Origin of the sequence: Aeromonas piscicola (genome assembly GCF_000820005.1) — a bacterium.
Classification (GTDB): domain Bacteria; phylum Pseudomonadota; class Gammaproteobacteria; order Enterobacterales; family Aeromonadaceae; genus Aeromonas; species Aeromonas piscicola.
Window position 1 is genome coordinate 240,664 of the sequence record NZ_CDBL01000073.1, and the last position, 24,640, is coordinate 265,303.

General features: G+C 60.3%; 21 protein-coding genes and 1 other RNA gene. 13 read left to right on the plus strand and 9 right to left on the minus strand.

The window, feature by feature from the left end; all coding sequences use genetic code 11:
* Window positions 1–8: 8 nt before the first annotated feature.
* The 5 genes from BN1128_RS19130 to BN1128_RS19145 are packed head-to-tail and all read right to left on the minus strand — an operon-like array spanning window position 9 to window position 5,738.
* Window positions 9–1,973, minus strand: coding sequence for an acetyl/propionyl/methylcrotonyl-CoA carboxylase subunit alpha (locus tag BN1128_RS19130; RefSeq protein WP_042871686.1), 1,965 nt, complete (start codon window positions 1,971–1,973; stop codon window positions 9–11).
* Complete coding sequence (locus BN1128_RS25625; protein ID WP_156140507.1) at window positions 1,940–2,086, minus strand: hypothetical protein; 147 nt, start codon at window positions 2,084–2,086, stop codon at window positions 1,940–1,942. The genes BN1128_RS19130 and BN1128_RS25625 overlap by 34 nt, the downstream gene beginning before the upstream one ends.
* A complete protein-coding gene (locus BN1128_RS19135) occupies window positions 2,083–2,922 on the minus strand; it encodes an enoyl-CoA hydratase-related protein (protein WP_042871688.1) in 840 nt (279 codons plus the stop codon). The genes BN1128_RS25625 and BN1128_RS19135 overlap by 4 nt, the downstream gene beginning before the upstream one ends.
* Window positions 2,923–2,932: 10 nt before the next feature.
* Window positions 2,933–4,534 (minus strand): carboxyl transferase domain-containing protein, encoded by a 1,602-nt coding sequence (locus tag BN1128_RS19140; RefSeq protein ID WP_042871690.1) that lies wholly within the window; start codon window positions 4,532–4,534, stop codon window positions 2,933–2,935.
* Between the two features lie 55 nt (window positions 4,535–4,589).
* Window positions 4,590–5,738 carry an isovaleryl-CoA dehydrogenase gene (locus BN1128_RS19145; RefSeq protein WP_042871692.1) on the minus strand — a complete coding sequence of 383 codons (1,149 nt, stop codon included), beginning with the start codon at window positions 5,736–5,738 and terminating at the stop codon, window positions 4,590–4,592.
* A gap of 253 nt (window positions 5,739–5,991) precedes the next feature.
* On the opposite strand from BN1128_RS19145, the gene BN1128_RS19150 reads away from it, so the two are divergent.
* The 9 genes from BN1128_RS19150 to ffs all read left to right on the plus strand — a co-directional run bounded on the left by BN1128_RS19150 (window position 5,992) and on the right by ffs (window position 15,611).
* A complete protein-coding gene (locus BN1128_RS19150) occupies window positions 5,992–7,503 on the plus strand; it encodes a CoA-acylating methylmalonate-semialdehyde dehydrogenase (protein WP_042871694.1) in 1,512 nt (503 codons plus the stop codon).
* 98 nt (window positions 7,504–7,601) lie between these two features.
* A complete protein-coding gene (locus BN1128_RS19155; protein WP_042871696.1) occupies window positions 7,602–8,759 on the plus strand; it encodes an acyl-CoA dehydrogenase family protein in 1,158 nt (385 codons plus the stop codon).
* Window positions 8,760–8,961: 202 nt separating this feature from the next.
* Window positions 8,962–9,762: an enoyl-CoA hydratase gene (locus BN1128_RS19160; RefSeq protein ID WP_042871698.1), complete on the plus strand. Its 801-nt coding sequence runs from the start codon at window positions 8,962–8,964 to the stop codon at window positions 9,760–9,762.
* Window positions 9,759–10,871, plus strand: a complete 1,113-nt coding sequence (locus tag BN1128_RS19165) for an enoyl-CoA hydratase/isomerase family protein (RefSeq protein ID WP_042871700.1) — start codon at window positions 9,759–9,761, stop codon at window positions 10,869–10,871. The genes BN1128_RS19160 and BN1128_RS19165 overlap by 4 nt, the downstream gene beginning before the upstream one ends.
* Before the next feature lie 73 nt (window positions 10,872–10,944).
* The gene (gene mmsB / locus BN1128_RS19170; protein WP_042871702.1) at window positions 10,945–11,877 is read left to right on the plus strand and encodes a 3-hydroxyisobutyrate dehydrogenase; all 933 of its coding nucleotides are present in this window, start codon (window positions 10,945–10,947) and stop codon (window positions 11,875–11,877) included.
* Between the two features lie 69 nt (window positions 11,878–11,946).
* Window positions 11,947–12,708, plus strand: a complete 762-nt coding sequence (locus BN1128_RS19175) for an SDR family oxidoreductase (RefSeq protein ID WP_042871705.1) — start codon at window positions 11,947–11,949, stop codon at window positions 12,706–12,708.
* A gap of 388 nt (window positions 12,709–13,096) precedes the next feature.
* Window positions 13,097–14,533 carry an arginine-ornithine antiporter gene (gene arcD / locus BN1128_RS19180; protein ID WP_042871706.1) on the plus strand — a complete coding sequence of 479 codons (1,437 nt, stop codon included), beginning with the start codon at window positions 13,097–13,099 and terminating at the stop codon, window positions 14,531–14,533.
* Between the two features lie 91 nt (window positions 14,534–14,624).
* Window positions 14,625–15,413 carry a sulfite exporter TauE/SafE family protein gene (locus tag BN1128_RS19185; protein WP_042871708.1) on the plus strand — a complete coding sequence of 263 codons (789 nt, stop codon included), beginning with the start codon at window positions 14,625–14,627 and terminating at the stop codon, window positions 15,411–15,413.
* 101 nt (window positions 15,414–15,514) lie between these two features.
* Window positions 15,515–15,611: signal recognition particle sRNA small type (gene ffs, locus BN1128_RS24920), an RNA gene on the plus strand.
* A 992-nt stretch (window positions 15,612–16,603) separates the two neighbouring features.
* Here ffs and BN1128_RS19195 read toward each other — a convergent pair.
* Entirely contained in the window at window positions 16,604–17,407 is an 804-nt protein-coding gene (locus BN1128_RS19195; RefSeq protein ID WP_042871711.1) for a Crp/Fnr family transcriptional regulator, read from the minus strand.
* A gap of 732 nt (window positions 17,408–18,139) precedes the next feature.
* Here BN1128_RS19195 and BN1128_RS19205 point away from each other — a divergent pair.
* From BN1128_RS19205 to BN1128_RS19215, 3 genes are all read left to right on the plus strand, one after another.
* The gene (locus BN1128_RS19205; RefSeq protein WP_042871712.1) at window positions 18,140–18,586 is read left to right on the plus strand and encodes a phage holin family protein; all 447 of its coding nucleotides are present in this window, start codon (window positions 18,140–18,142) and stop codon (window positions 18,584–18,586) included.
* A 452-nt stretch (window positions 18,587–19,038) separates the two neighbouring features.
* Entirely contained in the window at window positions 19,039–19,188 is a 150-nt protein-coding gene (locus BN1128_RS25635; protein ID WP_156140511.1) for a lmo0937 family membrane protein, read from the plus strand.
* Window positions 19,189–19,502: 314 nt separating this feature from the next.
* Entirely contained in the window at window positions 19,503–19,814 is a 312-nt protein-coding gene (locus tag BN1128_RS19215) for a BON domain-containing protein (RefSeq protein WP_042871716.1), read from the plus strand.
* Window positions 19,815–20,228: 414 nt separating this feature from the next.
* Here the strand turns inward: BN1128_RS19215 and BN1128_RS26360 are convergent, their stop codons facing one another.
* From BN1128_RS26360 to BN1128_RS19225, 3 genes are all read right to left on the minus strand, one after another.
* Window positions 20,229–21,032: a GGDEF domain-containing protein gene (locus tag BN1128_RS26360; RefSeq protein WP_244464629.1), complete on the minus strand. Its 804-nt coding sequence runs from the start codon at window positions 21,030–21,032 to the stop codon at window positions 20,229–20,231.
* A complete protein-coding gene (locus BN1128_RS26365) occupies window positions 21,029–21,877 on the minus strand; it encodes a PDC sensor domain-containing protein (protein ID WP_244464630.1) in 849 nt (282 codons plus the stop codon). The genes BN1128_RS26360 and BN1128_RS26365 overlap by 4 nt, the downstream gene beginning before the upstream one ends.
* Before the next feature lie 249 nt (window positions 21,878–22,126).
* Window positions 22,127–23,005 carry a LysR family transcriptional regulator gene (locus BN1128_RS19225; RefSeq protein WP_042871718.1) on the minus strand — a complete coding sequence of 293 codons (879 nt, stop codon included), beginning with the start codon at window positions 23,003–23,005 and terminating at the stop codon, window positions 22,127–22,129.
* Window positions 23,006–23,170: 165 nt separating this feature from the next.
* Here BN1128_RS19225 and BN1128_RS19230 point away from each other — a divergent pair, with 165 nt between their 5' ends.
* A complete protein-coding gene (locus BN1128_RS19230; RefSeq protein WP_042871719.1) occupies window positions 23,171–24,604 on the plus strand; it encodes a glycoside hydrolase family 1 protein in 1,434 nt (477 codons plus the stop codon).
* Window positions 24,605–24,640: the final 36 nt, after the last annotated feature.

Below are 24,640 nucleotides of genomic sequence, written 5' to 3' on the forward strand. Positions count from 1 at the left end.
TTCTCTTTTCATGACCCGCTCTCTTGTTGATCCACGGCATCGGCAAAGCGCACCAGTATGGCCCCCTGGCTCACCTGTTCCCCTTGTTTGCATTGCAGGGTCTCGATCACCCCGTCGCGATCGGCTTTCAAGACGTGCTCCATCTTCATCGCCTCCAGTACCAGCAGGGGTTGGCCCTTGCTGACGCGCTGGCCGGTCTCGACCAGCAGCGTCACGACTATGCCGTGCATGGGGGCCGTTGCACCCTGAGCGGCGCTTGTGTCCTGATCATGATGCAGCTGATGGTGCTGCTCATCGGCGCAGAAGCGGATGCGCTGGCCATCGAGCAGCAACACGCATTCGGTGGCGGTCAGCGTCTGGACGGGGCAGCGTTGCCAGTGTCCTGCCTGCTGCAGGCGGATATGATCGGCGCCCAGCTCGCAGGGGAGCGATCCCCCCTGCCACGTCAGCGTGCCGGCGCGCTCGGACAGGGTCAGCACCCGGGCCTCGTCGCCGATGCGCACCGCCGCCATCCAGTTCCTGCTGGCCCCCAAGCGAAAGCCGCGCGCCTGTTGCCAGGGGGAGGGGTCGGCACTGCGGCTGGCGAGCCAGAGGGTGGCCAGCGGCCAGGCCAGCTCCGGGATGGCTTGCGGCTCGGTGGGGATGGGCCACTGGGTGTGATGGCGCATGGCCAGCACGTCCGGCTCCTGACACAGGCGCAGCAGCAGCGCCCCGTTGTGCACCAGCGGGCCGAGGTCAAGCGCTGCCAGCGCATCGGCCAGTTGGGCAAACGCCTCGGTGCGGCTCTGGCCGTGGGCGATCAGCTTGGCGATCATGGGATCGTAATAGGGGCTGACCTCATCGCCAGCGGTGACGCCGGTGTCGATGCGTACGCCAGCAGGCCAGTGGAGCCAGTGGATGGGGCCGCTGGCGGGCAGAAAACCTGCCGCCACATCCTCGGCGTAGAGGCGCGCCTCCACCGCGTGGCCGCGCAGCACCACCTCATCCTGGGTGAGCGGCAGCGGCTTGCCTTCGGCTACCGCCAACTGCCAAGCCACCAGATCCTGTCCGGTGACGCACTCGGTGACAGGATGCTCCACCTGCAGGCGGGTGTTCATCTCCATGAAGAAGAACTCATCCCCGCACAGCAGAAACTCTATGGTGCCGGCGCCTCGATAGTCGATGGCCCGGGCGGCGGCGACGGCCGCCTCGCCCATGGCGCGGCGCAGACCAGGCGCTATGTTCGGCGCGGGGGCTTCTTCGATCACCTTCTGGTGGCGGCGCTGCAAGGAGCAGTCCCTGTCTCCCAGGTAGATGGCGTTGCCGAAGGTATCGGCAAACACCTGCACCTCCACGTGGCGGGCATGGGCCAGATAGCGCTCAAGCAGCACATGGTCATCCCCGAAGGCGGCCAGTGCCTCGCGTTTTACCGCCGCCAGCGCCGCATCGAATTCATCTATCCGATCGACCCGGCGCATCCCCTTGCCACCGCCGCCGCTGGCGGCCTTGATAAGGAGCGGGAAGCCGGTCAGCAAGGCCTGCTCGCGCAGCCACTCGGGGCGCTGATCCGCGCCGTGATAGCCGGGCAGCACGGGCACGCCGGCCGCCAGCATCAGCGCCTTGGCCCCCGACTTGTCGCCCATGGCGAGAATGGCGGCGCCGCTCGGGCCGATGAAGCGCAGGCCACGCTGTTCGCAGGCGGTGGCAAAGTCGCTGTTCTCCGACAAGAAGCCGTAACCGGGGTGGATGGCGTCGGCCTTGGCCTGCTGGGCGATGCGCAGCACCTTGGCGGCGTCGAGGTAGCTCTCCCGTGCGGGAGCTGGCCCCAGATGCCAGGCTTCGTCGGCTTCCCGTACATGCATGGCATTTTGGTCGGCATCCGAGTAGAGGGCTATGGTGTGGATGCCGAGGCGCCGGGCCGTTTTGATAATGCGCACGGAGATTTCGCCTCTATTGGCAATCAGCAGGCGCTTGATAGGTGCCTGATGGGGCATTTTTTCGCCTCGCTGATAAAGGTACGCAGGGGCCTGATGTGTTGATCCGCACCGCGGTTATCCTCGCCACGGTTGGCGATCAGCAGGCGCTTGATGGGGTGATCTTGGGTCATGCTTCATCCTTGAAACGGGGGCGCCAGGCGGGAGGACGTTTGTCGAAGAAGGCCTGCATGCCCTCCTGAGCCTCGAGCCCGACCCGTACCCGGGCTATGGTCTCGACGGTTTTCTCTTCGTGCAGGCTGGCGGTGTGGCTCTCGATGGCGGCCAGCAGCCGCTTGGTCTCTTTCATCGCCTCCGGGCCGTTGCGACACAGGCGCAAGGCCAGCGCGCGCCCTTCGGCCAGCAACTGCTCCGGCCTGGCCAACTGGTGCGCCACATTGAGCCGACAGGCGGTGATGGCATCGAAGGGTTCGGCGCTCAGCATGTAGCGGCGCGCTTGGCGCATGCCCATGGCGCGCACCACATAGGGGCTGATCACCGCAGGCACCAGCCCCAGACTCACCTCGGAGAGGCAGAAGCGGGCATCCTCGCTTGCCAGCACCAGATCGCAGGCGCAGACAAGGCCCAGTGCGCCGCCATAGGCCGCGCCTTGCACCAGCGCCACCGTGGGGAAGGGCAGCTCGTCCAGGGTTTGCATCAATCGCGCCAGCACCCGGGCATCTTCCCGGTTGTGCTCGAAGTCGGCGTGGGCCAGGTTGCGCATCCAGTTGAGGTCGGCGCCGGCGCAAAAGTGCCTGCCCTCAGCTCGCAGCAAGAGGGCATGGGGCCGTTCGGCAAGCGCGTGGCCGTGGCGATGGGCCAGATCATCGAGGCAATCGAGCAGCCCCAGCATGAGATCGGCATCGAAGGCGTTGTGGCAGGCGGGGCGCGAAAGCACCAGCTCGGCCAGCGGACCGTGACGCTCCAGGCGAAATCCTTGTTGAGCGCCGCTGAAAAGTGGATCGGACATGTCGAACTCCTTACATCCGGAAGATGCCGTACTGTTCCGGGCCTGTCTCGGCCCCCTGACAAGCGGCCAGCGCCAGCGCCAGTACGGTGCGGCTCTGGGCTGGATCTATGACGCCATCATCCCACAGCCTTGCGCTGGCGTAGTAGGGATGACCCTGCCGTTCGTACTGGGCGATCACGGGCGCGCGGATGGCGTCCGCCTCCTGCTCGCTCAACGGCTTGCCCTCAACGGCCAGCTTGTCGCGGCGCACCTGTACCAGCACACCGGCAGCCTGCTCGCCGCCCATGACAGAGATGCGACTGTTGGGCCAGCTGAACAGAAAATCGGGCTCATAGGCGCGGCCACACATGCCGTAGTTGCCCGCGCCGAAGCTGCCGCCGACGATCAGGGTTATCTTGGGTACCCGGCTGCAGGCCACGGCGGTGACCAGTTTGGCCCCATGTTTGGCGATGCCTTCCCGCTCTGCGGTACTGCCCACCATAAAGCCGGTGATGTTTTGCAGGAACAGCAGGGGAATGGAGCGCCTGTTGCAGAGCTGGATAAAGTGGGCGCCTTTCTGGGCGCTGTCGCTGTGCAGCACGCCATTGTTGGCGAGGATCCCCACCTGCATGCCCTCGATCCGGGCAAAGCCGGTGACAAGCGTGGTGCCAAACAGTGCCTTGAATTCGTCAAACTCCGAGCCGTCCACCAGGCGGGCGATGAGCTCGCGGGCGTCATAGGCGCGCTTGAGGCTGGTCCCCACCAGACCATAGAGATCTTCTATCGGATAACAGGGGGCTTCATAGGCTGGGGTGGATGGAGTGGCGTGTTCTCCCAGGTTGCCAACTAACGTGCGGGCGATGGCCAGCGCATGGGCATCGTCCTTGGCCAGGTGATCCGCCACGCCTGAGTGAGCGCAGTGCACCTCGGCGCCGCCGAGGGCCTCGGCGCTGATCTCCTCGCCCGTGGCCGCCTTGACCAGCGGCGGCCCCGCCAGAAAGATGGTGGCCTGGTTCTTGACCATGATGGACTCATCCGCCATGGCGGGCACATAGGCGCCGCCTGCGGTGCAGAGCCCCATCACCACCGCCAGCTGGGGGATGTTCCGGGCCGACATGCGAGCCTGGTTGTAGAAGATGCGGCCAAAATGTTCCCGGTCGGGAAATACCTCATCCTGCATGGGCAGGAAGGCGCCGCCGGAATCCACCAGATAGAGGCAGGGCAGGCGCAGCCGCTCGGCAATTGCCTGGGCGCGCAGGTGCTTTTTCACCGTGAGCGGGTAGTAGGTGCCCCCCTTGACGGTGGCATCGTTCACCACCAGCAGGCAGAGCCTGCCCGCAATCTGGCCGAGCCCAGTGATGATGCCGGCGGCGGGCACAGGCTCGTCATAGACCTGCCAGGCGGCCAGCGCCGAGAGTTCGAGAAACGGGGATCCCGGGTCAAGCAGCTGGTTGATGCGCTCGCGGGGCAGCAGCTTGCCACGGGCCTGATGGCGGGCGTTGTTGGCCTCGCCCCCGCCCTGGGCTATCTCGTCGAGCCGGGCATTGAGATCCTCGACCAGTGCCAGCATGGCCGAGCGGCTCTCGGCAAATTCGGGGCCCGCCGTGTCGAGGCGGGAGTGGATCCGGCTCATGCGTTTTCCCCCATCAGTGCGTTGCTGCCGATATCCGGGCATAAAAGGAGAGGCTTCATGCATTCTCTCCCATCAGCTCGCGGCCGATGAGCCAGCGACGGATTTCCGAGGTGCCGGCGCCTATCTCGTAGAGCTTGGCGTCCCGCAGCAGGCGGCCTGTGGGGTATTCGTTGATGTAGCCGTTGCCCCCCAACAGCTGGATGGCATCCAGTGCCATCTGGGTGGCATTCTCGGCGGCAAACAGGATGGCGGCAGCGCAATCCTTGCGGCTGGTATGGCCAAGATCGCAGGCCGTGGCCACCGAGTAGACCAGGGCGCGGCTGCTGGCCAGGCGGGTATACATGTCCGCCAGCTTGCCCTGCACCAGCTGGAACTCGCCGATGGCCTGGCCGAACTGTTTGCGCTCGCGCACATAGGGCAGCACCACGTCCATGCAGGCCTGCATGATGCCAAGGGGGCCTGCCGCCAGCACCACCCGCTCATAATCGAGGCCGCTCATCAGCACCTTGACGCCGCCGTGCAGGGTGCCGAGCAGGTTCTCTGCCGGCACGCGGCAGTGGTCGAACACCAGCTCGCAGGTGCTGGAGCCGCGCATGCCGAGCTTGTCGAGCTTCTGGGCCGTGGTGAAACCGGGGGTGCCCGCCTCGACGATAAAGGCCGATATCCCCTTGGGCCCGGCCTTGGCATCCGTCTTGGCATAGATGACGAAGGTGTCGGCGTCAGGGCCATTGGTGATCCACATCTTGGTGCCGTTCAGCACGAAGTGATCGCCCTCTTGATCTGCGGTCAGCCGCATGCTGACCACATCGGAGCCGGCGCCCGGCTCGCTCATGGCCAGGGCCCCCACGTGCCTGCCACTGACGAGGGCGGGCAGGTAGCGCGCCTTCTGATCTGGGGTGCCGTGGCGGTGGATCTGGTTGATGCAGAGGTTGGAGTGGGCGCCGTAGGAGAGGCCGACCGAGGCGCTGGCGCGGCTCACCTGCTCCATCACCAGCACATGGGCCAGATAGCCGAGGCTCACGCCGTCATACTCTTCCGCCACAGTAATGCCGTGCAACCCGAGTTCGCCCATTTGCGGCCAGAGATCGCGCGGGAAGGCGTTGCTGTGATCTATCTCGCTGGCGCGCGGCGCTATCACTTTCTGGCAGAAGGCCTCGACCTGCTCGGTCAGGGCGCGGAGGGTCTCATCCATTACTGCGTGCATCCTTGCTCTCCTTTGAATGACGGGGGCTCACCTGTCTGACTGTCCCGACGAGTTGAAAGAGGGGAGCAAACTGGTCAGTCCATTTGTGTATTAAGTTTACGTTAGCGTAAACGTAAATTGATTGTTAGTCTAAGGTAAATTTGTCGGGTGGCGGCTGCAAGGTGGCTCGTTTCCCCTCCATCAACCGAACTCAAGGAGTGAGCGGCATGACCAGCCAGTACCCATTGCAGTCTGCCAGCAAGGAGAGCAGGGCATGAGCAATCATCAGACCCAGTACGGCGATGTGCCGCTTTATATCGGTGGCGAGGCCTGTGCTTCCACGAGCGAGGCGTGGATCGAGGTGACCAATCCGGCGGATCAGAGTCTGCTGGCACGGGTGCCGATGGCTACCCCGGCCGAGGTGGAGCGCGCGGTGCGCAGTGCCCACGACGCCTATCTGCTGTGGCGGGATGTGCCGGCCCCCGAGCGGGCGCGGGTCATGTTCAACTACCAGCATCTGCTAAAAGCCCATCACGATGAGCTGGCCTCCCTGCTGGCCCGGGAGACCGGCAAGAATCTGGCGGATGCCAGGGGGGATGTGTGGCGTGGCATCGAGGTGGTGGAGCAGGCCTGCGGCATCGCCAGCCAGACCATGGGGGAGACCATGGGCAACGTGGCGCGCCGGGTCGATGGCCACTCCTGGGTGCAGCCGCTGGGGGTCTGTGTCGGCATCACGCCGTTCAACTTTCCTGCCATGATACCGCTGTGGATGTTCCCGCTGGCGGTGGCCTGCGGCAACGGCTTCGTGCTCAAGCCTTCCGAGCAGGATCCGCTCACTCCCATGCGGCTGGCCGAGCTGTTCACCGAGGCGGGTGCCCCCAAGGGCATCCTCTCCGTTGTACACGGCGGCGCCGAACAGGTGGATGCGCTGTTGTGTCATCCCGATGTGAAGGCGGTCAGCTTCGTCGGCTCTGCCCGGGTCGGGGCGCATGTCTATCGCACCGCCACTGAACACCTCAAACGGGCCCAGTGTTTCGTCGGTGCCAAGAATCACATGGTGATCATGCCGGATGCCAACAAGGGGCAGGTGCTGAGCAACCTGGTGGGGGCTGGTGTCGGTGCGGCCGGGCAACGCTGCATGGCCATCAGTGTGGCAGTGTTCGTGGGCAGTGCCCGGGAGTGGATCCCCGAGCTTGCCGCCGAGTTTGCCAAGGTGAAGCCCGGGGTCTGGCACGATCCGCAAGCCGCCTACGGCCCCCTCATCAGCCCGGAGGCGAAAGTCAGGGTAGAGGGCCTCATCGAGGCGGGGATCAAGGAGGGGGCCGAGTGCCTGCTCGATGGCCGCTTCTGCGATGTGGCGGGCTATCCGGTGGGCAACTGGGTGGGGCCGACCCTGTTTCGCGGTGTGACCCCAGAGATGCGGATTTATAAAGAGGAGATTTTCGGCCCCGTGCTCGCCTGCCTGGAGGTGGAGAGCCTGGACGAGGCGCTGACCCTCATCAACACCAACCCCTACGGCAACGGCACCTCCATCTTTACCGGCTGCGGCGCCGCGGCCCGCAAGTTTCGCCACGAGGTGGCCGTGGGTCAGGTGGGGATCAACGTGCCCATCCCGGTACCGCTGCCATTTTTCTCCTTTACCGGCTGGCGCGGCTCCTTCTACGGAGATCTGCACGCCTACGGCAAGCAGGCGGTGCGCTTCTACACCGAGACCAAGACGGTGACCGAACGCTGGTTCGACGAGGATATCCCCACAGGCCCCAACATGACCATCAGCCTGCGTTGAAGAGACAGGACCGGGCTATGTCGACCGGTGCGAACGTCAGCCTGCGTTGATCGTGGGCCAGAGAGACAACAGACCAAGGACACAAGGAAGCGGACAAGATGGATTTCACCCTGACCGAGGATCAACAGGCTTATGTCGAGGCGGCTACCGCCTTTGCCAATGAGGCGCTCAAACCCCATGCCGCCCGCTGGGACAGAGATCACGAGTTTCCCATCCCCACCATCAAGCAGGCGGCGGCGCTCGGCTTTTGCGGCCTCTATACCCCGGAGCAGTATGGCGGGCTCGGTCTGCCCCGGCTCGATGCCAGCCTCATCTTCGAGCGCCTTGCCATGGGCTGCACCTCCACCACGGCTTATCTGACCATCCACAACATGGTGAGCTGGATGCTGGGCAGCTGGCTGCCTGGCGATGTCGCCGAACAGTGGGTGCCCAGGCTCGCCAGCGGCGAACTGCTGGGCTCTTATTGCCTCACCGAGCCGGGGGCGGGTTCAGATGCGGCGGCCCTCAAGACCCGTGCGGTGCGTGACGGCGAGGACTACCTCATCGACGGCTGCAAGGTATTCATCTCGGGGGCGGGCAGCACGGACGTGCTGGTGGTGATGGCCCGCACCGGGGGCGACGGGGCCAAGGGGATCTCTGCCTTCATGGTGCCTGCCGATAGTGACGGGATTGTCTACGGCAAGGCGGAGGAGAAGATGGGCTGGAACAGCCAGCCGACCCGGGAGGTGGCCTTCAACGGAGTGCGCATTCCCGCCAGTTATAGACTGGGGCAGGAGGGGGAAGGGTTCAAGTTCGCCATGCAGGCGCTCGATGGCGGGCGTATCAACATCGCCACCTGCTCTGTGGGCACCGCCCAGCAGGCGCTTGACGATGCGCTGGCCCATGTGCAGCAGCGCCAGCAGTTTGGCCACCCCATCAGCGAATTTCAGAGCGTGCAGTTTCGCCTCGCCGACATGGCCACCGAGCTGGCGGCAGCGCGCCTGATGGTACGCCAGGCCGCCGACAAGCTGGACAGAGGCAGCCCGGACAAGAGCGCCTGGTGCGCCATGGCCAAGCGTTTTGCCACCGACGTGGGTTATCGCGTCTGTGACGAGGCTCTGCAACTCTTTGGCGGCTATGGTTATATCCGCGAGTATCCGCTGGAGCGCTACCTGCGCGATACCCGGGTCCACCGCATCCTGGAAGGCACCAACGAGGTGATGCGGCTGATCATAGCCCGCCGCCTGCTGGCGGATCCCGGTCTGTCGCTGGAGTAAGGGGATGGGTACCATTGCCTGAACGACGCCAGGGCGGGTGATGGGATTGCACATCGTCTGCCGCTTGCTGGCGTAGCCCGGCCTGTGGCTGGCATAACACATTATCTGCCCCTGAGCCGTCGCCAGGCTTTGTGAGCCAGCCGAAAGTTGGCTCCATTCAACCCTGTCATCATGGGGCAGTCTCATTCACAAGGACAATGCAATGACAAGGATCAGGCTCGAATATCACGGTCACGTGGCCTACATCACCCTCGACCATCCGCCCGCCAACACCTGGACCCTGGCCAGCCTGCAGGCCTTCTTGCAGATGATGGTGGAGCTCGACAGCCGCCCCGATGTGGTGGCCCTGGTGATCCGCGGGGCGGGGGACAAGTTCTTCTGCGCCGGCGCCGATCTCAAGATGTTTGCCGACGGCGATCTGGACCATGCTCGCGAGGTGGCCGAGGCTTTTGGTCGGGCCTTCGAGGCGCTGGCCGGTTTCCACGGCGTCAGCATAGCCGCCGTCAATGGTTACGCCATGGGTGGCGGGCTGGAGGTGGCGCTGGCCTGCGATATCCGCATCGCCGAGCAGCAGGCCAAGCTGGGGCTGCCGGAGGCCTCCGTGGGCTTGTTACCTTGCGCCGGTGGCACCCAGCGCCTCACCGAGCTGGTGGGTCCAGGCTGGGCCAAGCGGATGATCCTCTGTGGCGAGAAGGTGAGCGCCACCCTTGCCTACGAGATGGGGTTGGTGGAGGAGGTAGTGAAGGAGGGGCACGCTTGGGACGCGGCGCACCAGATGGCCCAGCTGGTGGAGCGTCAGAGCCCGAGCGCTCTGCGTGCCTGCAAGCGCCTCATCAATCAGGGGCGCAGCAGCCATCGGGACGCGGTGCTGCCGCTGGAGCGATCCCTGTTTCTCGAACTGTTTGCCGATGCCAACCAGCGTGAGGGGGTGGCGGCCTTCCTGGAGAAGCGGCCAGCGCATTGGCAATACGAGGCATCTGCCAAGCAGGGGGACGATGCATGAGTGAACCGGTACGCGTAGCAACCCACCCTACGGCGGACGGCCACCATATCGGTGTGTTGACTCTGGACAGCCCCGCCTCCCTCAATGCCCTGAGTCTGCCGATGATCCAGGCTCTGCAGCGCGAGCTCACGCACTGGGAGCAGGATCCCGGCGTGGTCTGCGTGCTGTTGCAAGGGGCCGGCGAGAAGGCATTTTGCGCCGGTGGCGACATCCGCTCCTTCTATTACCGCAAACAGGAGGAGAGCGAGCAGGCGCTGTTTGGTTATGCGCGGGATTTCTTTGAGCAGGAGTATCGGCTCGACCACCATATTCACCGTTATGCCAAGCCCCTCATCTGCGTGGCTGACGGCATCTGCATGGGGGGCGGCATAGGCCTGTTCGCCGGCGCCGACTTTCGGGTGGTGACCGAAAAGAGCCTGTTCGCCATGCCGGAGGTGACGATCGGCCTCTATCCGGATGTGGGGGCCAGCTGGTTTTTAAGCCGCATGCCGGGTCGGCTTGGGCTCTGGCTCGGGCTGACCGGCGCTCGCTTCAACGGCGCGGATGCCATCGGCCTTGGGCTGGCGGATCACGCCATGGCCAGTGGCGAGCGAGCCAGCCTGTTGCCGCGACTGGCCGCGCTGGAGTGGGGGGCAAAGGCCGCGCCGCGCGAGCAGATCGAACGGCTGCTGAGCGGCTTGCAGGCAGAGGCCGACCAGCCGCTGCCAGCGCCTGTGATCTTGCCCCATCAGGCCAAGATCGATCTCCTGCTGGCCGGGCGTACCCTGCAAGGGGTGCTGGATCGGTTATACGATGCCGCCTTCGATCCCGAGCTTGGCGAAGGGAGCCTGGCGCAGGCCCGTGAAACATGCCGCAGTGGCAGCCCCATCAGCCGCGCCATCCTGTGGCGCCAGTACTGGCAGGCGCGCCGTCAGTCGCTGGCCGAGGTGTTTGCCGATGAGCTGGCACTCTCGGTCAACTGCGTGCTGAGGGGGGATTTTGTGGAAGGGGTGCGGGCACTGCTCATCGACAAGGACAAGTCCCCGCGCTGGCAGGTGCCACAGCCCGGCACTGACTGGCTGAATGCCTTCTATCGCTGGCCCGAGGGGAAAAATCCCCTGACGCCTTGAGCCTTCGAGAGGGCATCAGGGCGGATGAACAGACACAGGTGCTGGATCGCCAGCACGGCAAGGAGCAGACGAGATGACAAGGATTGGGTTTATCGGGCTGGGCAACATGGGGGGGCCCATGGCCGCCAACCTGGCCAGGGCGGGGCACGGGGTCCGGGTATTTGATTTGATGCCGGAGAGTGTCGCCAAGGCGATCGCTGCTGGTTGTATCGCCGCCGGGGATGCCCGCGAGGCGGTGACCGATTGCGATGTGGTCATCAGCATGCTGCCCGCCGGCGAGCACGTGCGCGCGCTCTGGCTCGGCGAGAGTGCAGGAGAGAGGGGCGGACAGGATCTGCTGGCCGCCTTGCCCGCAGGGGCCCTGGTGATCGACTGCTCCACCATAGACGTGGCTTCGGCCCGCCAGGTGGGAGAGGCGGCACGAGCCCGGGGGATCCGCTTTATCGATGCTCCCGTCTCGGGGGGCGTGGCCGGGGCGGCGGCGGGGACCCTCACCTTTATCGTCGGCGGCGAACTGGCGGATTTCGAGGCAGCCAGGCCCATTCTGGCTCACATGGGGCAGAACCTGTTTCATGCCGGGGCGCTCGGGGCGGGCCAGATCGCCAAGATGTGCAACAACATGCTGCTCGCCATCCACATGGCGGGCACCGCCGAGGCGCTGGCGCTCGGGGTGAAGGAGGGGCTGGATCCGAGTGTGCTCTCCACCATCATGGGCAAGAGCTCTGGCAACAACTGGAGCCTGGAGCGTTACAACCCCTGGCCTGGCGTGATGGAGAACGTGCCCGCCGCCCGCAACTATCAGGGGGGCTTTATGACCCGATTGATGGTCAAAGACTTGGGGTTGGCGATGGCGCTGGCCGAACATGCCCACAGCGCCGTGCCCATGGGGGCGCTGGCCCGCAACCTGTTCAACCTGCACGCAAGCCAGGGCCAGGAGAGCAAGGATTTCTCCAGCATCGTCGAGCTCTATCTGGATAAAATGCGGGATCAGTCCAAAGCCGGTTGATCTCGGGTGCTCTGCTCTCAACTCATTCACCCAATCATGTATGGCCAGACAAACTGGCAAGGAGTACCCATGGATATCAAGCAGAAAGTCATCGCCATCACGGGGGCGGGCAGGGGGCTCGGCCGCGCCATCGCCCTGAGCCTGGCCAGTCGGGGCGCCGTGCTGGCGTTGATCGATGTGAATCGTACCGATCTGGAGGTGACCGAAGCCGAGCTGCGCAGTCGCGATGGCCAGTGTGCCCTGTTCGTCTGCAACGTGGCGAGTGAAGCCGAGGTGGAGGCGACCTTTGCCGCGATTAAAGAGCAATGTGGCGCCCTGCATGGCCTCGTCAACTGCGCGGGGATCCTGCGGGACGGCATGCTCATCAAGGTGAAAGAGGGAGAGCTGGTGGAGAAGATGAGCCTGGCCCAGTGGCAGGCCGTCATCGACGTCAACCTGACCGGCACCTTCCTCTGTGGTCGCGAAGGGGCCGCTCTGATGGCCAAGGGGGGGCAGGGGGGCGTCATCGTCAACATCTCCTCCATCGCCCGTGCGGGCAACATAGGCCAGAGCAACTATGCCGCCAGCAAGGCGGGGGTGGCCTCGCTGGTGGTGACCTGGGCGCGGGAGCTGGCCCGCCACAACGTTCGGGTCATGGGCATAGCCCCAGGGGTGTTTGCCACCGACATGACGGCGGCGATGAAACCGGAGGCGATGGCGCGCATGCAGCAGGCCATCCCCGTCGGCTGCCTGGGGCAGGCGCACCAGCTGGCCGAAACCGTGCATTTTATTCTCGCCAATGACTATCTGTCCGGGCGCATGATAGAGCTCGACGGCGGCTTGCGGCTCTGAGTGTATCGGCGGTGAAGACGATGCCCCTGGCCTTTGGCACAGGGGCATTTTTATTGAAATCTTTGTCAACAAACCAACGCCATGCCCCCGGCGACAAGCTGCATGCTCATGCAGGTCTAATCTGAAAAACGGGTACGAAGTCATGGAAAAATGTGAAATATCAACGGGTCTTTCTTAATTTGAGCCAGCTCACAGGCGCTTGAGATCAGTGCTGTAGAATTGCGCGCGGTCAAGACGGTGCATGATTGACGGTACGAGGGATTGCGGTCGGAATAGTCATGCAATATAGTTGCCGCCTTTTTCACGGGGTACGGATTTTTCGCCCCTCCCATATTGCGCGCAGTATGAATACGGATGCTCTGCCGCCGCCTAATCAAACAGGATTGAGATGGACAAGAAACTAGGGCTTGGCGCCCTCATCTCGCTGGTGATCGGCTCCATGGTCGGCGCCGGGGTCTTCAGTCTGCCACAAAATATTGCCGCTCATGCCAGCGCCGGGGCCGTTGCCCTGGGGTGGGCCATCACAGGTCTTGGCATGATCTGTCTCGCGCTGGTTTACCAGAATCTCTCCATGCGCCGCCCGGATCTCGATGGCGGTATCTTCAGTTATGCCAAGGCCGGTTTCGGTGATTTCATCGGCTTCAACGCCGCCTGGGGTTACTGGCTCTGCCAACTGCTGGCCAACGTCTCCTACGCCATCGTTGTTTTCAGCGCCCTGAGCTACTTCTTCGACACGCCGGATAATGTCATCTTCGGCGATGGCAACACGCCGGTAGCCATTACGCTCGCCTCCCTCCTCATCTGGTCGGTGCACGCCCTGGTGCTGCGCGGGATCCAGGTCGCGGCCCTGGTGAACATAGTCACCACCATCGCCAAGATGGTGCCGCTCATCGTGTTCTGCGTGGCCATACTGCTTGCCTTCAACATGCAGACCTTCACCCTGGACATCTGGGGCCACGACAATGTGGAGCTGGGATCCGTGATGGATCAGGTCAAGTCCACCATGAAGGTGACGCTCTGGGTCTTTATCGGGATTGAGGGGGCCGTGGTGGTCTCCGCCCGTGCTCGTCATCGCAAGGACGTGGGCCGTGCCACCGTGCTGGCCTTGCTCGGCGCGCTGGCGCTCTACGTCATGGTGACCCTGTTCTCCCTCGGCGTCATGAGTCAGCCGCAGCTGGCCGCCCTCAAGAACCCGTCCACCGCCATGATCCTGGAAGCCGTCGTGGGCCCCTGGGGCGCCTGGCTTATCAATATAGGTCTGGTGATCTCCGTGATGGGCGCCCTGCTGAGCTGGACAGTGCTGGCGGCGGAAGTGCCCTACATAGCTGGCAAGACAGGAGTCTTCCCTGGCTGGTTTGCCAAGGAGAACAAGAACGGCTCGCCCAAGGTGTCGCTCTGGTGCTCCACCTGCCTGGTGCAGATCTTCCTCATCATCATCTACTTCCAGAGCAGCACCTATCTGGCGCTGGTCAATATCGCCACCTCGGCGGCGCTGGTGCCCTATGTCTTCTCCGGTGCCTATGGCCTCAAGCTGGCGCTGAAAGGGGAGACCTACGAGGGTCAGCCCCATCAGCGCAAGCGCGATCTGCTGCTGGCGCTGGTGGCCACCCTTTATGGCTGCTGGCTGGTCTATGCCGCCGGGGTGGAATACCTGCTGCTGGTGGCGCTGCTCTACAGCCCCGGCATCTTCATCTACTGGAAGGCGCGTCAGCACCACGGGCTGCGCGGCCTCAACCGGCTGGAGCAGGGGATGACGGCGGCCCTGCTCGGTTGCGCCGTGCTGGCCTTCTACAAGGTGATGGACGGTACCATTCCCTTGAGTTAACCTGCACAATGAAGAGATGGCCCAAGGGCCATCTCTTTTTTTATGCGCGCTCTGGCCTGGATGGTCAGGCACCGCCTCGGAAGGAATTTTTATGCTGTTTATGGGTTATCTGCTGCTGGGTGCTTTTGCGGGCATGTTGGCGGGGTTGTTCGGGATTGGTGGCGGTCTCATCATAGTGCCCGTGCTGGTTCTCAGCTTTCACGCTCAGGGGGTGGCCCCCGATATCATTACCCATCTGGCACTGGGTACCTCGTTGCCCACCATGATCTTCACCGGTTTCAGCTCATTGCGGGCACATCAGGAGGCCGGCGCGGTCGACTGGGTGGTGATCCGTCGATTGGGAGCCGGCATGCTGCTCGGCGCCTGGCTTGGCGGCATGACCGCCAACCTGCTCAGCGCCAGCACCCTCAACATCATCATCGGCTGCTTCGCCTGGACCATGGCGCTGCAGATGGGGCTCAACCTCAAGCCCAAGGCGGAGCGGCACCTGCCGGGACCTGTCGGTACCGGCATCGCGGGTACCGTTATCGGCTGGATGTCGGCGCTGTTTGGCATAGGCGGTGGTTCGCTCACCGTGCCCTATCTCAGCTGGAACAGCGTGCCGATGCGCAACGCCGTGGCGGCCTCCGCCGCCTGCAGCATGCCCATCGCGCTGGCGGGCAGCCTGAGCTACCTCTACGCCGGCTGGGGCAATGCCTCCCTGCCAGAATGGAGCCTGGGCTTCATCTACCTGCCCGCCCTGCTCGGCATAGTGCTCACCAGCACTCAGTTTGCCCGGGTGGGGGCAAAGCTTGCCCATAAACTTTCCCCACAACGGCTCAAGCAGGCGTTCGCCCTGCTGATGCTGCTGGTGGGGGCCAAGTTCATGCTGTTTAGCTGATTCATTCGGCAGATTGTTGAAAAATAAGGCGAACGGTTGGTCTCGGGGCAGAAAGCCATTGCAATGAAACGGGACTTTGCTATTCTCCTCGCCGGTGGTCCCATTGGTCCTCTCGCATTGATAACTCGTCAACCTGGTCAGGACCGGAAGGTAGCAGCCAAGGCGGGGGACTCGAGTGCCGGGATGTGGCTGGTGGGGCCACCACCTGTTTCTGCAATTCAATAAGTTACCTTCCAATCCCCCCTTCAGACCTCTTGGTAATCCACTTCGTGTGGATGACTGATCGCATCTGCAATGAGTTTCTGGCTCAGTTCCCAACATACCAGTTCCTAAGACATCTGCTACTTCCGGAAGCTCAGCACGCTCCCCCGTGGTTGCCGCAAGGGCATCAAGATATCGGTCAGCACTCGGGATAAGCTGGCGGCCGGTGACAAGGTGCCACAGTTGCTCGCCTGCGCTTGTTCTAGTAGCCAATCCAGCCCCTCAGCCAGCCCCTGTGGCTTCACCTCCAGCACTCTCAGAGCCCAGTGATCGCTACTTGAAAGCGAAGACGCTCTCTTGGGTATCAAAAAAATTCAGCAACCAGAAGAACTACATCGGCTACTTCATCAAAGCACTGGGAGATAGACTCCCCACAGCGTACAGAAAGGCCAATGTGGTCAACTTCCTGGATGAGTTGCTGAACTCAGACAAGAGCCCTACGACTTTAGGTGGCTGGAGTAACTGAAGAGTCGGTATTGCTTATTCCGGAAGAAAATGGGGCTGGTGTGAGAACATCCAATATGTTGCTAACGGTTTTCCAGTGTGACTAGGATGTATTAACAAATAGTGCTAAGGGGGTTATTCATTCTGCCGGGTATACATTCTGGAGTTGAAATTATCTTGCCTGTGCTTCAACTCAGGGAAAAAATGATCACCATTTGATTGATGTGAGCGAGCACAAGGAAGAGCCCCATTGGAAAATCAAAGGCCTGACAAAACACTACTTTCTGATTTTAATGAGTTAAAAGAGAAAATTGCATGAGCCTGTAAATAGTTCTGTGAACTGCCCACTCCATTACAGGTGACCGTTGAGACGATCACCGAATTCGGTAATAAAGCGATTCAGGGCAAGCTTCTAATTCTGGATCGGCATGGTCCATTTCTTGGAAGCCTGCTGTATGGCGAGAAAAGTCACTTTTAGCGCTGAGTCATCGGTCGGGAAGAGTTTCTTTTGTTTGGTCGCTTTGCGCAGCAGTATGAATGACGCGATCAAGGGGCATTGGCACTGACTTAGTTGACGAGTGTATATAGGGGAGCAGGCGTTCGGTTTCTTTCTTCACCACCGCGTAGCATTCACAGCTTAATCGCTCGAGTTTGGGACGATCCAGCACTGTGATTTGGCCGCGATGATATTCGATGACCCCCAGTTTTTGCAGTTTCCCTGCCGCCTCAGTAACGCCCTCACGGCGAACACCCAGCATATTGGCAATCAATTCCTGAGTCATCGTCAACTGGTTGCTGGGCAATCTGTCCAGCGATAACAACAGCCAGCGGCACAGTTGTTGATCAATGGAGTGATGCCGATTGCAAACTGCTGTTTGTGCCATCTGAGTCAATAATGACTGAGAGTAACGCAGCATAAGATGCAACAAATCACCGTGGACATTGAACTCGCTCTTCAACAGCTGCCCTTTCAGGCGGTAGGCGTAACCTGCGCTTTGCACAATGGCACGATTAGTGGTGCTTTCTCCGCCCATAAACAGTGCGACACCGATCAATCCTTCATTACCGACGACAGCAATTTCGGCAGATGCACCGCTTCTCATCACGTACAAGAGTGAAACGATGCAGTCGAGAGGAAAATAAACATGGTGGAGCGTATCACCTGATTCATAAAGCACCATGCCTAAAGGAAAGTTCATCAACTCAAGATGGGGATGCAATCGGCTATATGTGTCAGCTGATAGCGCAGCCAGCAGGTGATTCTGCTGGGGATGATAATTATCAGTCATACACATTCCAAATGTTAAATAAAGCTTTCACCAGCCTATCATAATCACAGATTGCTTGCCTTCAGTATGTGCGATAGCGCACATAGGGGAATATATATACGCGCTGAGAATTAAACAAAGGCATTTATGTGCTCTACCGTACAGACTACCTTGACCAGCAGGATTAATATGTTGAGCAACAAGGAGTATATTTACAGTCAATTTTATAGGAGAGGTGAGAGCTGAAAAGATCCTCCTTTAATAGAGTTAATTCACGCCTGCATTGACTCGTGTCTTATGCAACACCGCCGCCAGGCAATATTTTAATTCATGGCTGGTGTCCTTTCGCCAAATATCATGTGGTTAAGTCGAATTGTGATGATTTCATCCGCCATTTTTCATATTTCATATTGAACGGGAGAGTAATGATGAGTGAACAAAAGCAAGCCATGTCAGGCAAGAGTGTTTCTGATTCGGTTGACGATACCAGCAAGACGCTATCGACAGTACATCCAAGACCGTTCATCCCGCGCTGGATAATTTGAGCGAAGGCTCCCATAAAACGGTGGATAAATTAGCTGACGTTGCTATGAATGTTGCCGAATCCATCGAGCAGAAAAGCGATAGTCTGCAAGAAATGAAAATTAAACTGTTCGACTAGTGTCGTACACAAATTAATGACAAGCCGCTCATCGCGCTCGGCATTGCCATATCCACCGGATTTTTAGTGGGTTGGTTACTGAAGAAGCGTGAATGAACAAGAAGCGAACCACAGAGAGTGTACCCATTTCTGACGCAGAATTGACTCCAACGGAGTCGGTGTCAATTACCAGCTTGGCGACCTCTGTTTGTGGACTGCTTGGTAAACAACTGCAAGAGCGATTGCAGCTGTTCAGGCTGGAAGTTCAACAGGCAGTAAGCAGCCTGATTGGCATGCTTGTTTGTGGTCTGGTCGGTGCCTTTTTATTAATCAGCTTGTGGTTGATGTTGGCTGCGGCCTTGCTATTTTGGTTACTCGAGCAGGGAATGGCTACAAGTAGCACCTTATTCATCATCAGTTTTGGCAATGGACTTGCCGTTGGCGGGGTCATGATCCGGTATCGTCGTTATCAGCAGAATATATGTATCAATACGGTGGCGACCAGCAATGAACCCGTGCCATCAGATAAGTCCTCAACCATGCCTGGAGCGCCTTTATGAAGCTGTCTGTAGCGTGTCACACCAGTCCCGTTGTTCAAGGCTCCCGCCGGGAGAAGATTGCCATCTTGCGACAGCGACTGCAGTCCCGTCAGTTGACGATAGTCGGGCTGTCCCATCTCATGAAGCAGGCACTGCAGACGAGGCTCACTCATCCTCTTGTGCTCTGTTCTGCTGCCTGCGCTGGTTTTGTGCTTGGTTATGAGGGGCCGCAAAGACGAGGTGTGTCAGTCACAACCGGCAGGGTGACATCAAGTTTGGCGTCGGGAATAGATATGTTTTTTCTAGTGTCACGACTGCTCGGTCAGCCAGAACAGAAAAACAAAGACATGTCACACCGTAAATAAAATATGGCAGAAGTGCCAAACTATATATTCATGTTCATGAATACATAGTTGCTTAAATATGGTTGTTATCATTTATAGGAAATTACAATCCATTATTTAGGAGAGTATATGCTGTATACCCTTGCTATAGTGATGCTTCTGCTTTGGGCTGTTGGTCTGGTAACAGCCACTACCCTTGGTGGTTTCATTCATGTGCTGCTTGTTGTCGCGGTAATTGTTGTTTTACTTCGTATTATCCAAGATCGTCGAATCTCATGACGTAATCTGACGTATGTACTGATGAATATATCAAACTTAATGAATTTAAGATGTCACATCATGAATGTGACGTAAGTCAACTGAGAGTCATGTTCGTTAGCGCACAGACGACAAGATGACATAGCTGTAAATTATAATTTAGCATGTCATTAAATAAGGTGCTGGCTGCTGGGCTCGACAAGCGTGAGTGTGTAGTTATCGTTATTTACAGTAACGCCATACAGAATTATGACACTCACAGCAGCATGTTCTAAGGGCGCATACATTGCAGTTTTTAATGTGAAATGTTTAACATTATTTGGAGTGAATATTAAATGAAAACTACAAATCGATTTTCAATTCTATTGGCTATTGCTGTTATGATGACTGCGATAGGCTGTGCATCAACGACAACCAAAGAAGGCACTGGCGAATATGTCGATGATTCTGTGATTACCACCAAGGTTGTCACAGCCATATTTAACGACCCGGACCTGAAATCGGCTGAAATCAATGTTGAAACCTTTAAAGGCGTCGTGCAATTGAGTGGTTTTGTTAAAGACAGGGCCAATATCAGCAAGGCGGTTTTTGTTGCAGGAAGCGTTAACGGTGTGACCGCTGTCAATAATGATCTGCGTTTGAAGTAGGGTGGAGGAAAGGCAAGTCCAAGCCAGGTAACCCAGTGGTTTGACGTCTGAATATAACCCGGAGCGGATCCTGTTATTCGATCCCTCCGGGTCCGTATTAATAAACAGGCTCGCACAAGCCAGTGTGATTTATGTGCCTTATTCAAGGCTCGTTTGATCTTTATTGACGCCACAATTGCTCTGCTCTGCATGTACGGAGTGAGCTATCCGCCTGACACAGACCTCCCAGGTGCAAGTCGTCTGAACATGGGCCGCTTCACGCGGTTTGGTTCGTCTTCAACGTCTCTGCATGTCCGCAGTATCCCGCTCCATGTTGCCGCTGATCCCCACGATAAAGCGTGCCACCGCACGGCGTTAGTTTAAGCGCTCCCATGGCCGGATAGCCGGATCCTGTACGCCCCCCAATGACGGTGTCTAGCCGGTGATCACGCGCTCCTGGGGATCTGCGGGCGATGCCAGAGGGGGGGACGCCTCGTCATGCACGAGAGCACCCTGGTCGCTGGCTACCACAGTCTGGTTACGACCACAACGCTTGGCTTCATAGAGCGCCTTGTCGGCCTGTTTCAATACGGCATTGAGATCGTCGGCACCCTCGCCGGGCCAGTAGGCGACCCCGAGCGAGATAGTGATGTGCCCGGCGCCGGGCATGGGATGTGTGGCGACCCGCTGACGCAACCGCTCGGCGATGTCGAAGACAAGGGGGAGCGGCAGGCCGGGCAGCAAGACCAGAAACTCTTCGCCACCGCTGCGACACAAGGCATCGGCCTGCCTGGCGCCTTGCCGCATCAAGGCCGCGAGGGCGGCCAGCACCTGGTCCCCGACATCGTGGCCGAAGCTGTCATTGATCTTCTTGAAGTGATCTATATCCAGCGCTATCACGGCGAGGGGCATCCCCAGCGCCTGATAGTGATCCAGCATCTGCTGCATGCCCCTGCGGTTGAAGAGACCCGTCATGGCGTCGGTGTGGCTGTCGCTGTGCAGTTTATCGATCTTGGTATTGAGTAGCCCCAGCCCCTTGAGCATGGCCTGCTTGAGCTGGGCCGCCTCGAAGTACCAGACCCGGATCCTGGCGATGTTTTTCAGTGCCTCCCGTTGATCCATCAGCTTGGCCTTGTTGGCCAGCTGCCATAGCGGCCTGGAGATGAAGATGGCGGAAATCCAGATGAACAGCAGGATCATCAGGTTGACGGGGATGATCTGGAACAGCACCGTCATCATCTGCTTGTCCAGTCCGGCCAGGGTGGCGGCGCGGGGCGTTGTGCTACCACCCCCCAGTGGGTCTGCCGGATGGGTGCAAAGCCGGCCAGCATCTCTGTGCCTGTCTCGTCAGTCAGTGCGAGTGCCCCCTCTTCGCCGTTTAACACCTTGTCGACCACCCCGTTGTCACGGATTTTTTCACCGACCCTGGCTCTGTCCGGGTGATAGATGCGGGTTCTGTTGCGATCAACCACATAGAGGGAGGAGCCATCCTGGTAGTAGTGCTGGCCCAGTATGCCGGAGAGCATGTTCTGTGACTGGAGGTAGATGGTGCCCGCCACATAGCCCAGATAGGCCTGATCCTTGTCGAAGATGGGGTAGGAGATGCTGATGAGATAGTTGCCCGAGAGTGAAACGAACGGATCCGTGATCACCGGCTGGCGTGTCGTGATGGAGAGCTTGGCGCTTTGGGAGGTGAGCCTGGCACCCTTTATCTGCAGCGTATCGGGATAGACGGCCATGACCACGGCGTCGGCATTCACGACGACCACTGAGTTGAAGGTCGCCGTTTGCTGTTGCAGCCGCCGCGCTTCGCTCAAGAGGGTGTTGTCATCCTTCATGGCGGGGGCGAGGAGGGCGGCGCTGTAGGCCAGCTGGCTCTGACTGGACTGGAGCATGGTGTTGGTCATCTCGGCCAGCTTGGCCGCGTAGACGCGATTGGCATCCAGGGTGTTGCTGATCAGCAGTGCCCGCTGCGCTTCGTAAGTTGCGTGAAAACTGTTGCTCAGGGTCGCCATGACGCTGATGACGGCCAGTGCGAGTATGAGGCGGCGCAGGTCAATTTTCAGGAACCGAGGAAGTAGCATGAGCAGGAAGGCGTCCGGTATCAAGGTGCGGTAGTGGAAATGAGCCGGTTGATTCTAATGGAGCCAACTGTCGAAAAGCTACTACTATCCGGCCTGGCCTACCCACCTTAATGCCTTGATCGAAAAGATGATCTTCTCTGTTCCATCCTTGGTCGGCGCGGATCACTCAATAAAGGCAGCCATGGGGACGCCATCCCTGACAGGGACCTCTCCCAGGGCGGGAGAGGCGGCGAGTGCGCGTGGCAGAGGTCAATCCGGCTCGCCCGCTGGCGGCGTCATGGTCGCGACAATCTGCCAGAAGGCATCGATGAGCGGGCCCTTGCTGTGGGGCGGGCGAATGAGGCCTATGGTCCAGCTTGCCTCGGCTTCGCGCAGGGGCAGGATGAGCACATCCGGGTGCTCTATGGTGGTGGAGGAGGGCACCAGGGTCCAGGCGATATCCGCCGCCGCCGTGGCGACCCCGGCGGCGAAGTCGTTCACGTACTGGATATCGCGAAAGCGCACTCCGCTCTGGGCCAAGTAGTGCATCAGGTTATCGTAAAACGAGGGGGCCTTGTCCCGGCGCAGTATGGCCAGCGGCTTGTCCACCAGATCCGCCAGCCCGCTCACGCCAGCGTAACTGGCGGGCAGCACGGCGACAAAGTGCGCTTGCACCACAGGCAGGCAGTGCCACCCCTTGGGGGCGGGCAGGCGGCAAAAGCCGAGATCCAGCCTGCCTTCGCTCAGGGCCAGCAACTGGTGATGGGTGGAGAGGTCGTTGAGCTCTATGGTCACCTGCGGCCGCTCGGCGCGAAAGCGGGCGATGGCGGCGGGCACCAGGATCTTGGTGGCCACCCCGAAGCCGATGCGCAGGGTGCCGCTATTGCCTGCCAGCACGTCGCGGGCAGTGCGGCCGAGTTGCTCGCTGGCCGCTACCAGGGCGCAGGCATCGTCATAGAGCGCCCGCCCCAGCACGGTGAGGCGTGTGCTGCTGGCGTTGCGCTCGAACAGTTCGCCGCCGAACGCCTCCTCCAGCCGCCTTATCTGCTTGCTCAGGGCCGACTGGGTGACATGCTGGCGCACTGCCGCCTGACCGAAGTGCAATACCTCCCCCAGGGTCACGAAGGCTTTCAGATCCCGTAGCTCCACCACAGCTCCTTTTATTCCTGTTGGGAATGTTGAATGGCCATATTTGTCATTGGACGGAATTTTAGAACTGTTCGATGCTTATGCCAATTTATTTGGGGCGCCTTGAATGGGGCGCTGACTTATCAGAGATGGCTGACACCATCCGCGCAGAAGGAGCAACACCAGATGCATCACCACACGTTCAACGACTTCCCGAAAAATTTTCTGTGGGGCGCCGCCTCCGCCGCCTATCAGGTGGAAGGGGCCTGGAATGCCGATGGCAAGGGCCCCTCTGTGTGGGATCTGTTCACCAAGCTGCCGGGCAAGACCTTTGAGAGCAGCAACGGCGACGTGGCGGTCGATCACTATCACCGCATGGAAGAGGACGTGGCGCTGATGGCCGAGATGGGGCTCAAGGCTTACCGCTTCTCGGTGAGCTGGCCGCGCATCTACCCGACCGGCCGGGGCGAAGTGAACGAGGCGGGTCTCGCCTTCTACGAAAAACTCATCGATATCCTGCTGGCTCACCAGATAGAGCCTGTGCTGACCCTCTATCACTGGGACTTGCCCCAGGCGCTGCAGGATGAGTACGGCGGCTGGGAAGACAGACGCATCATCGATGACTTCGAGCGCTACTGCGTGACCCTGTATCAACGCTTCGTGGGCAAGGTGAAGTATTGGGTATCGCTCAACGAGCAGAACTACAACCTGACCAACGCCTATCAGCTCGGCACTCACCCCCCCGCAGTGCAGGACCGCAAGCGCTTCTTCGCCGCCAACCATATTGCGTTTCTGGCCAATGCCCGGGTGATCAAGGCGTTTCGTCAGCATGTGCCGAACGGCCTGATAGGTCCGAGCTTTGCCTACTCGCCTGCCTATCCGGCATCGTGCGACCCCAAAGACATGCTGGCATTCGAAAATGCCGAAGAGTTCACCAACTACTGGTGGCTGGACGCTTACTGCTTTGGCCGTTATCCGCAGGCGGCGCTCGCCTACCTGCGGGAAAATGGCGAGGCGCCTGAGATACTGTCAGGGGATCTTGAGCTGCTGCGCGAAGGCACGCCGGATTACATAGGCGTCAACTACTACTACACCCTGACCTACACCGACAATCCCCTCGGCGGTCAGACCCTGCAGCGCATCAACACCACGGGGCAGAAGGGCACCACCCCCTCGAGCGGTATTCCGGGCCTCTACAAGACGGCGCCCAACCCCCATCTGGAGACCAGTAACTGGGACTGGGCCATAGACCCGACCGGGATGCGCATCGCCCTGCGCCGCCTCTCCTCCCGCTACGGCTTGCCGCTGATGATCACCGAGAATGGCCTCGGCGAGTTTGACCAGCTGGGGGCGGATGACAAGGTGCACGATGATTACCGCATCGCCTACCTGCGCAGCCACTTGGTCGCCTGTCAGCAGGCACTGCAGGACGGGGTGGAGCTGATTGGTTATTGCGCCTGGTCCTTCACCGATATCCTGAGCTGGCTCAACGGCTACCAGAAGCGTTACGGCTTCGTCTATGTGGACCGCGATGAGCAGGGCGGCTCCTTGCGTCGCATCAAGAAAGAGAGCTTCCACTGGTATCAATCGGTGATCGCAAGCGGCGGCAAGACGCTGTAAATCACTTGGTTCGGATTGCGTTGGTAACAGGCTCTG

Bases quoted from the DNA above. Each gene is read 5' to 3' on its own strand.
- BN1128_RS19160 (WP_042871698.1), top strand. From the start codon at position 8,962: ATGACAAGGATCAGGCTCGAATATCACGGTCACGTGGCCTACATCACC.
- BN1128_RS19175 (WP_042871705.1), top strand. From the start codon at position 11,947: ATGGATATCAAGCAGAAAGTCATCGCCATCACGGGGGCGGGCAGGGGG.
- BN1128_RS19145 (WP_042871692.1), bottom strand. From the start codon at position 5,738: ATGCACGCAGTAATGGATGAGACCCTCCGCGCCCTGACCGAGCAGGTC.
- BN1128_RS19195 (WP_042871711.1), bottom strand. From the start codon at position 17,407: ATGACTGATAATTATCATCCCCAGCAGAATCACCTGCTGGCTGCGCTA.
- BN1128_RS19155 (WP_042871696.1), top strand. From the start codon at position 7,602: ATGGATTTCACCCTGACCGAGGATCAACAGGCTTATGTCGAGGCGGCT.
- BN1128_RS25635 (WP_156140511.1), top strand. From the start codon at position 19,039: ATGCTGTATACCCTTGCTATAGTGATGCTTCTGCTTTGGGCTGTTGGT.
- arcD (WP_042871706.1), top strand. From the start codon at position 13,097: ATGGACAAGAAACTAGGGCTTGGCGCCCTCATCTCGCTGGTGATCGGC.
- BN1128_RS19185 (WP_042871708.1), top strand. From the start codon at position 14,625: ATGCTGTTTATGGGTTATCTGCTGCTGGGTGCTTTTGCGGGCATGTTG.
- BN1128_RS19130 (WP_042871686.1), bottom strand. From the start codon at position 1,973: ATGCCCCATCAGGCACCTATCAAGCGCCTGCTGATTGCCAATAGAGGC.
- BN1128_RS19135 (WP_042871688.1), bottom strand. From the start codon at position 2,922: ATGTCCGATCCACTTTTCAGCGGCGCTCAACAAGGATTTCGCCTGGAG.
- BN1128_RS26360 (WP_244464629.1), bottom strand. From the start codon at position 21,032: ATGATGACGGTGCTGTTCCAGATCATCCCCGTCAACCTGATGATCCTG.
- BN1128_RS19140 (WP_042871690.1), bottom strand. From the start codon at position 4,534: ATGAGCCGGATCCACTCCCGCCTCGACACGGCGGGCCCCGAATTTGCC.
- mmsB (WP_042871702.1), top strand. From the start codon at position 10,945: ATGACAAGGATTGGGTTTATCGGGCTGGGCAACATGGGGGGGCCCATG.
- BN1128_RS26365 (WP_244464630.1), bottom strand. From the start codon at position 21,877: ATGCTACTTCCTCGGTTCCTGAAAATTGACCTGCGCCGCCTCATACTC.
- BN1128_RS19205 (WP_042871712.1), top strand. From the start codon at position 18,140: ATGAACAAGAAGCGAACCACAGAGAGTGTACCCATTTCTGACGCAGAA.
- BN1128_RS19230 (WP_042871719.1), top strand. From the start codon at position 23,171: ATGCATCACCACACGTTCAACGACTTCCCGAAAAATTTTCTGTGGGGC.
- BN1128_RS19215 (WP_042871716.1), top strand. From the start codon at position 19,503: ATGAAAACTACAAATCGATTTTCAATTCTATTGGCTATTGCTGTTATG.
- BN1128_RS19150 (WP_042871694.1), top strand. From the start codon at position 5,992: ATGAGCAATCATCAGACCCAGTACGGCGATGTGCCGCTTTATATCGGT.
- BN1128_RS25625 (WP_156140507.1), bottom strand. From the start codon at position 2,086: ATGACCCAAGATCACCCCATCAAGCGCCTGCTGATCGCCAACCGTGGC.
- BN1128_RS19165 (WP_042871700.1), top strand. From the start codon at position 9,759: ATGAGTGAACCGGTACGCGTAGCAACCCACCCTACGGCGGACGGCCAC.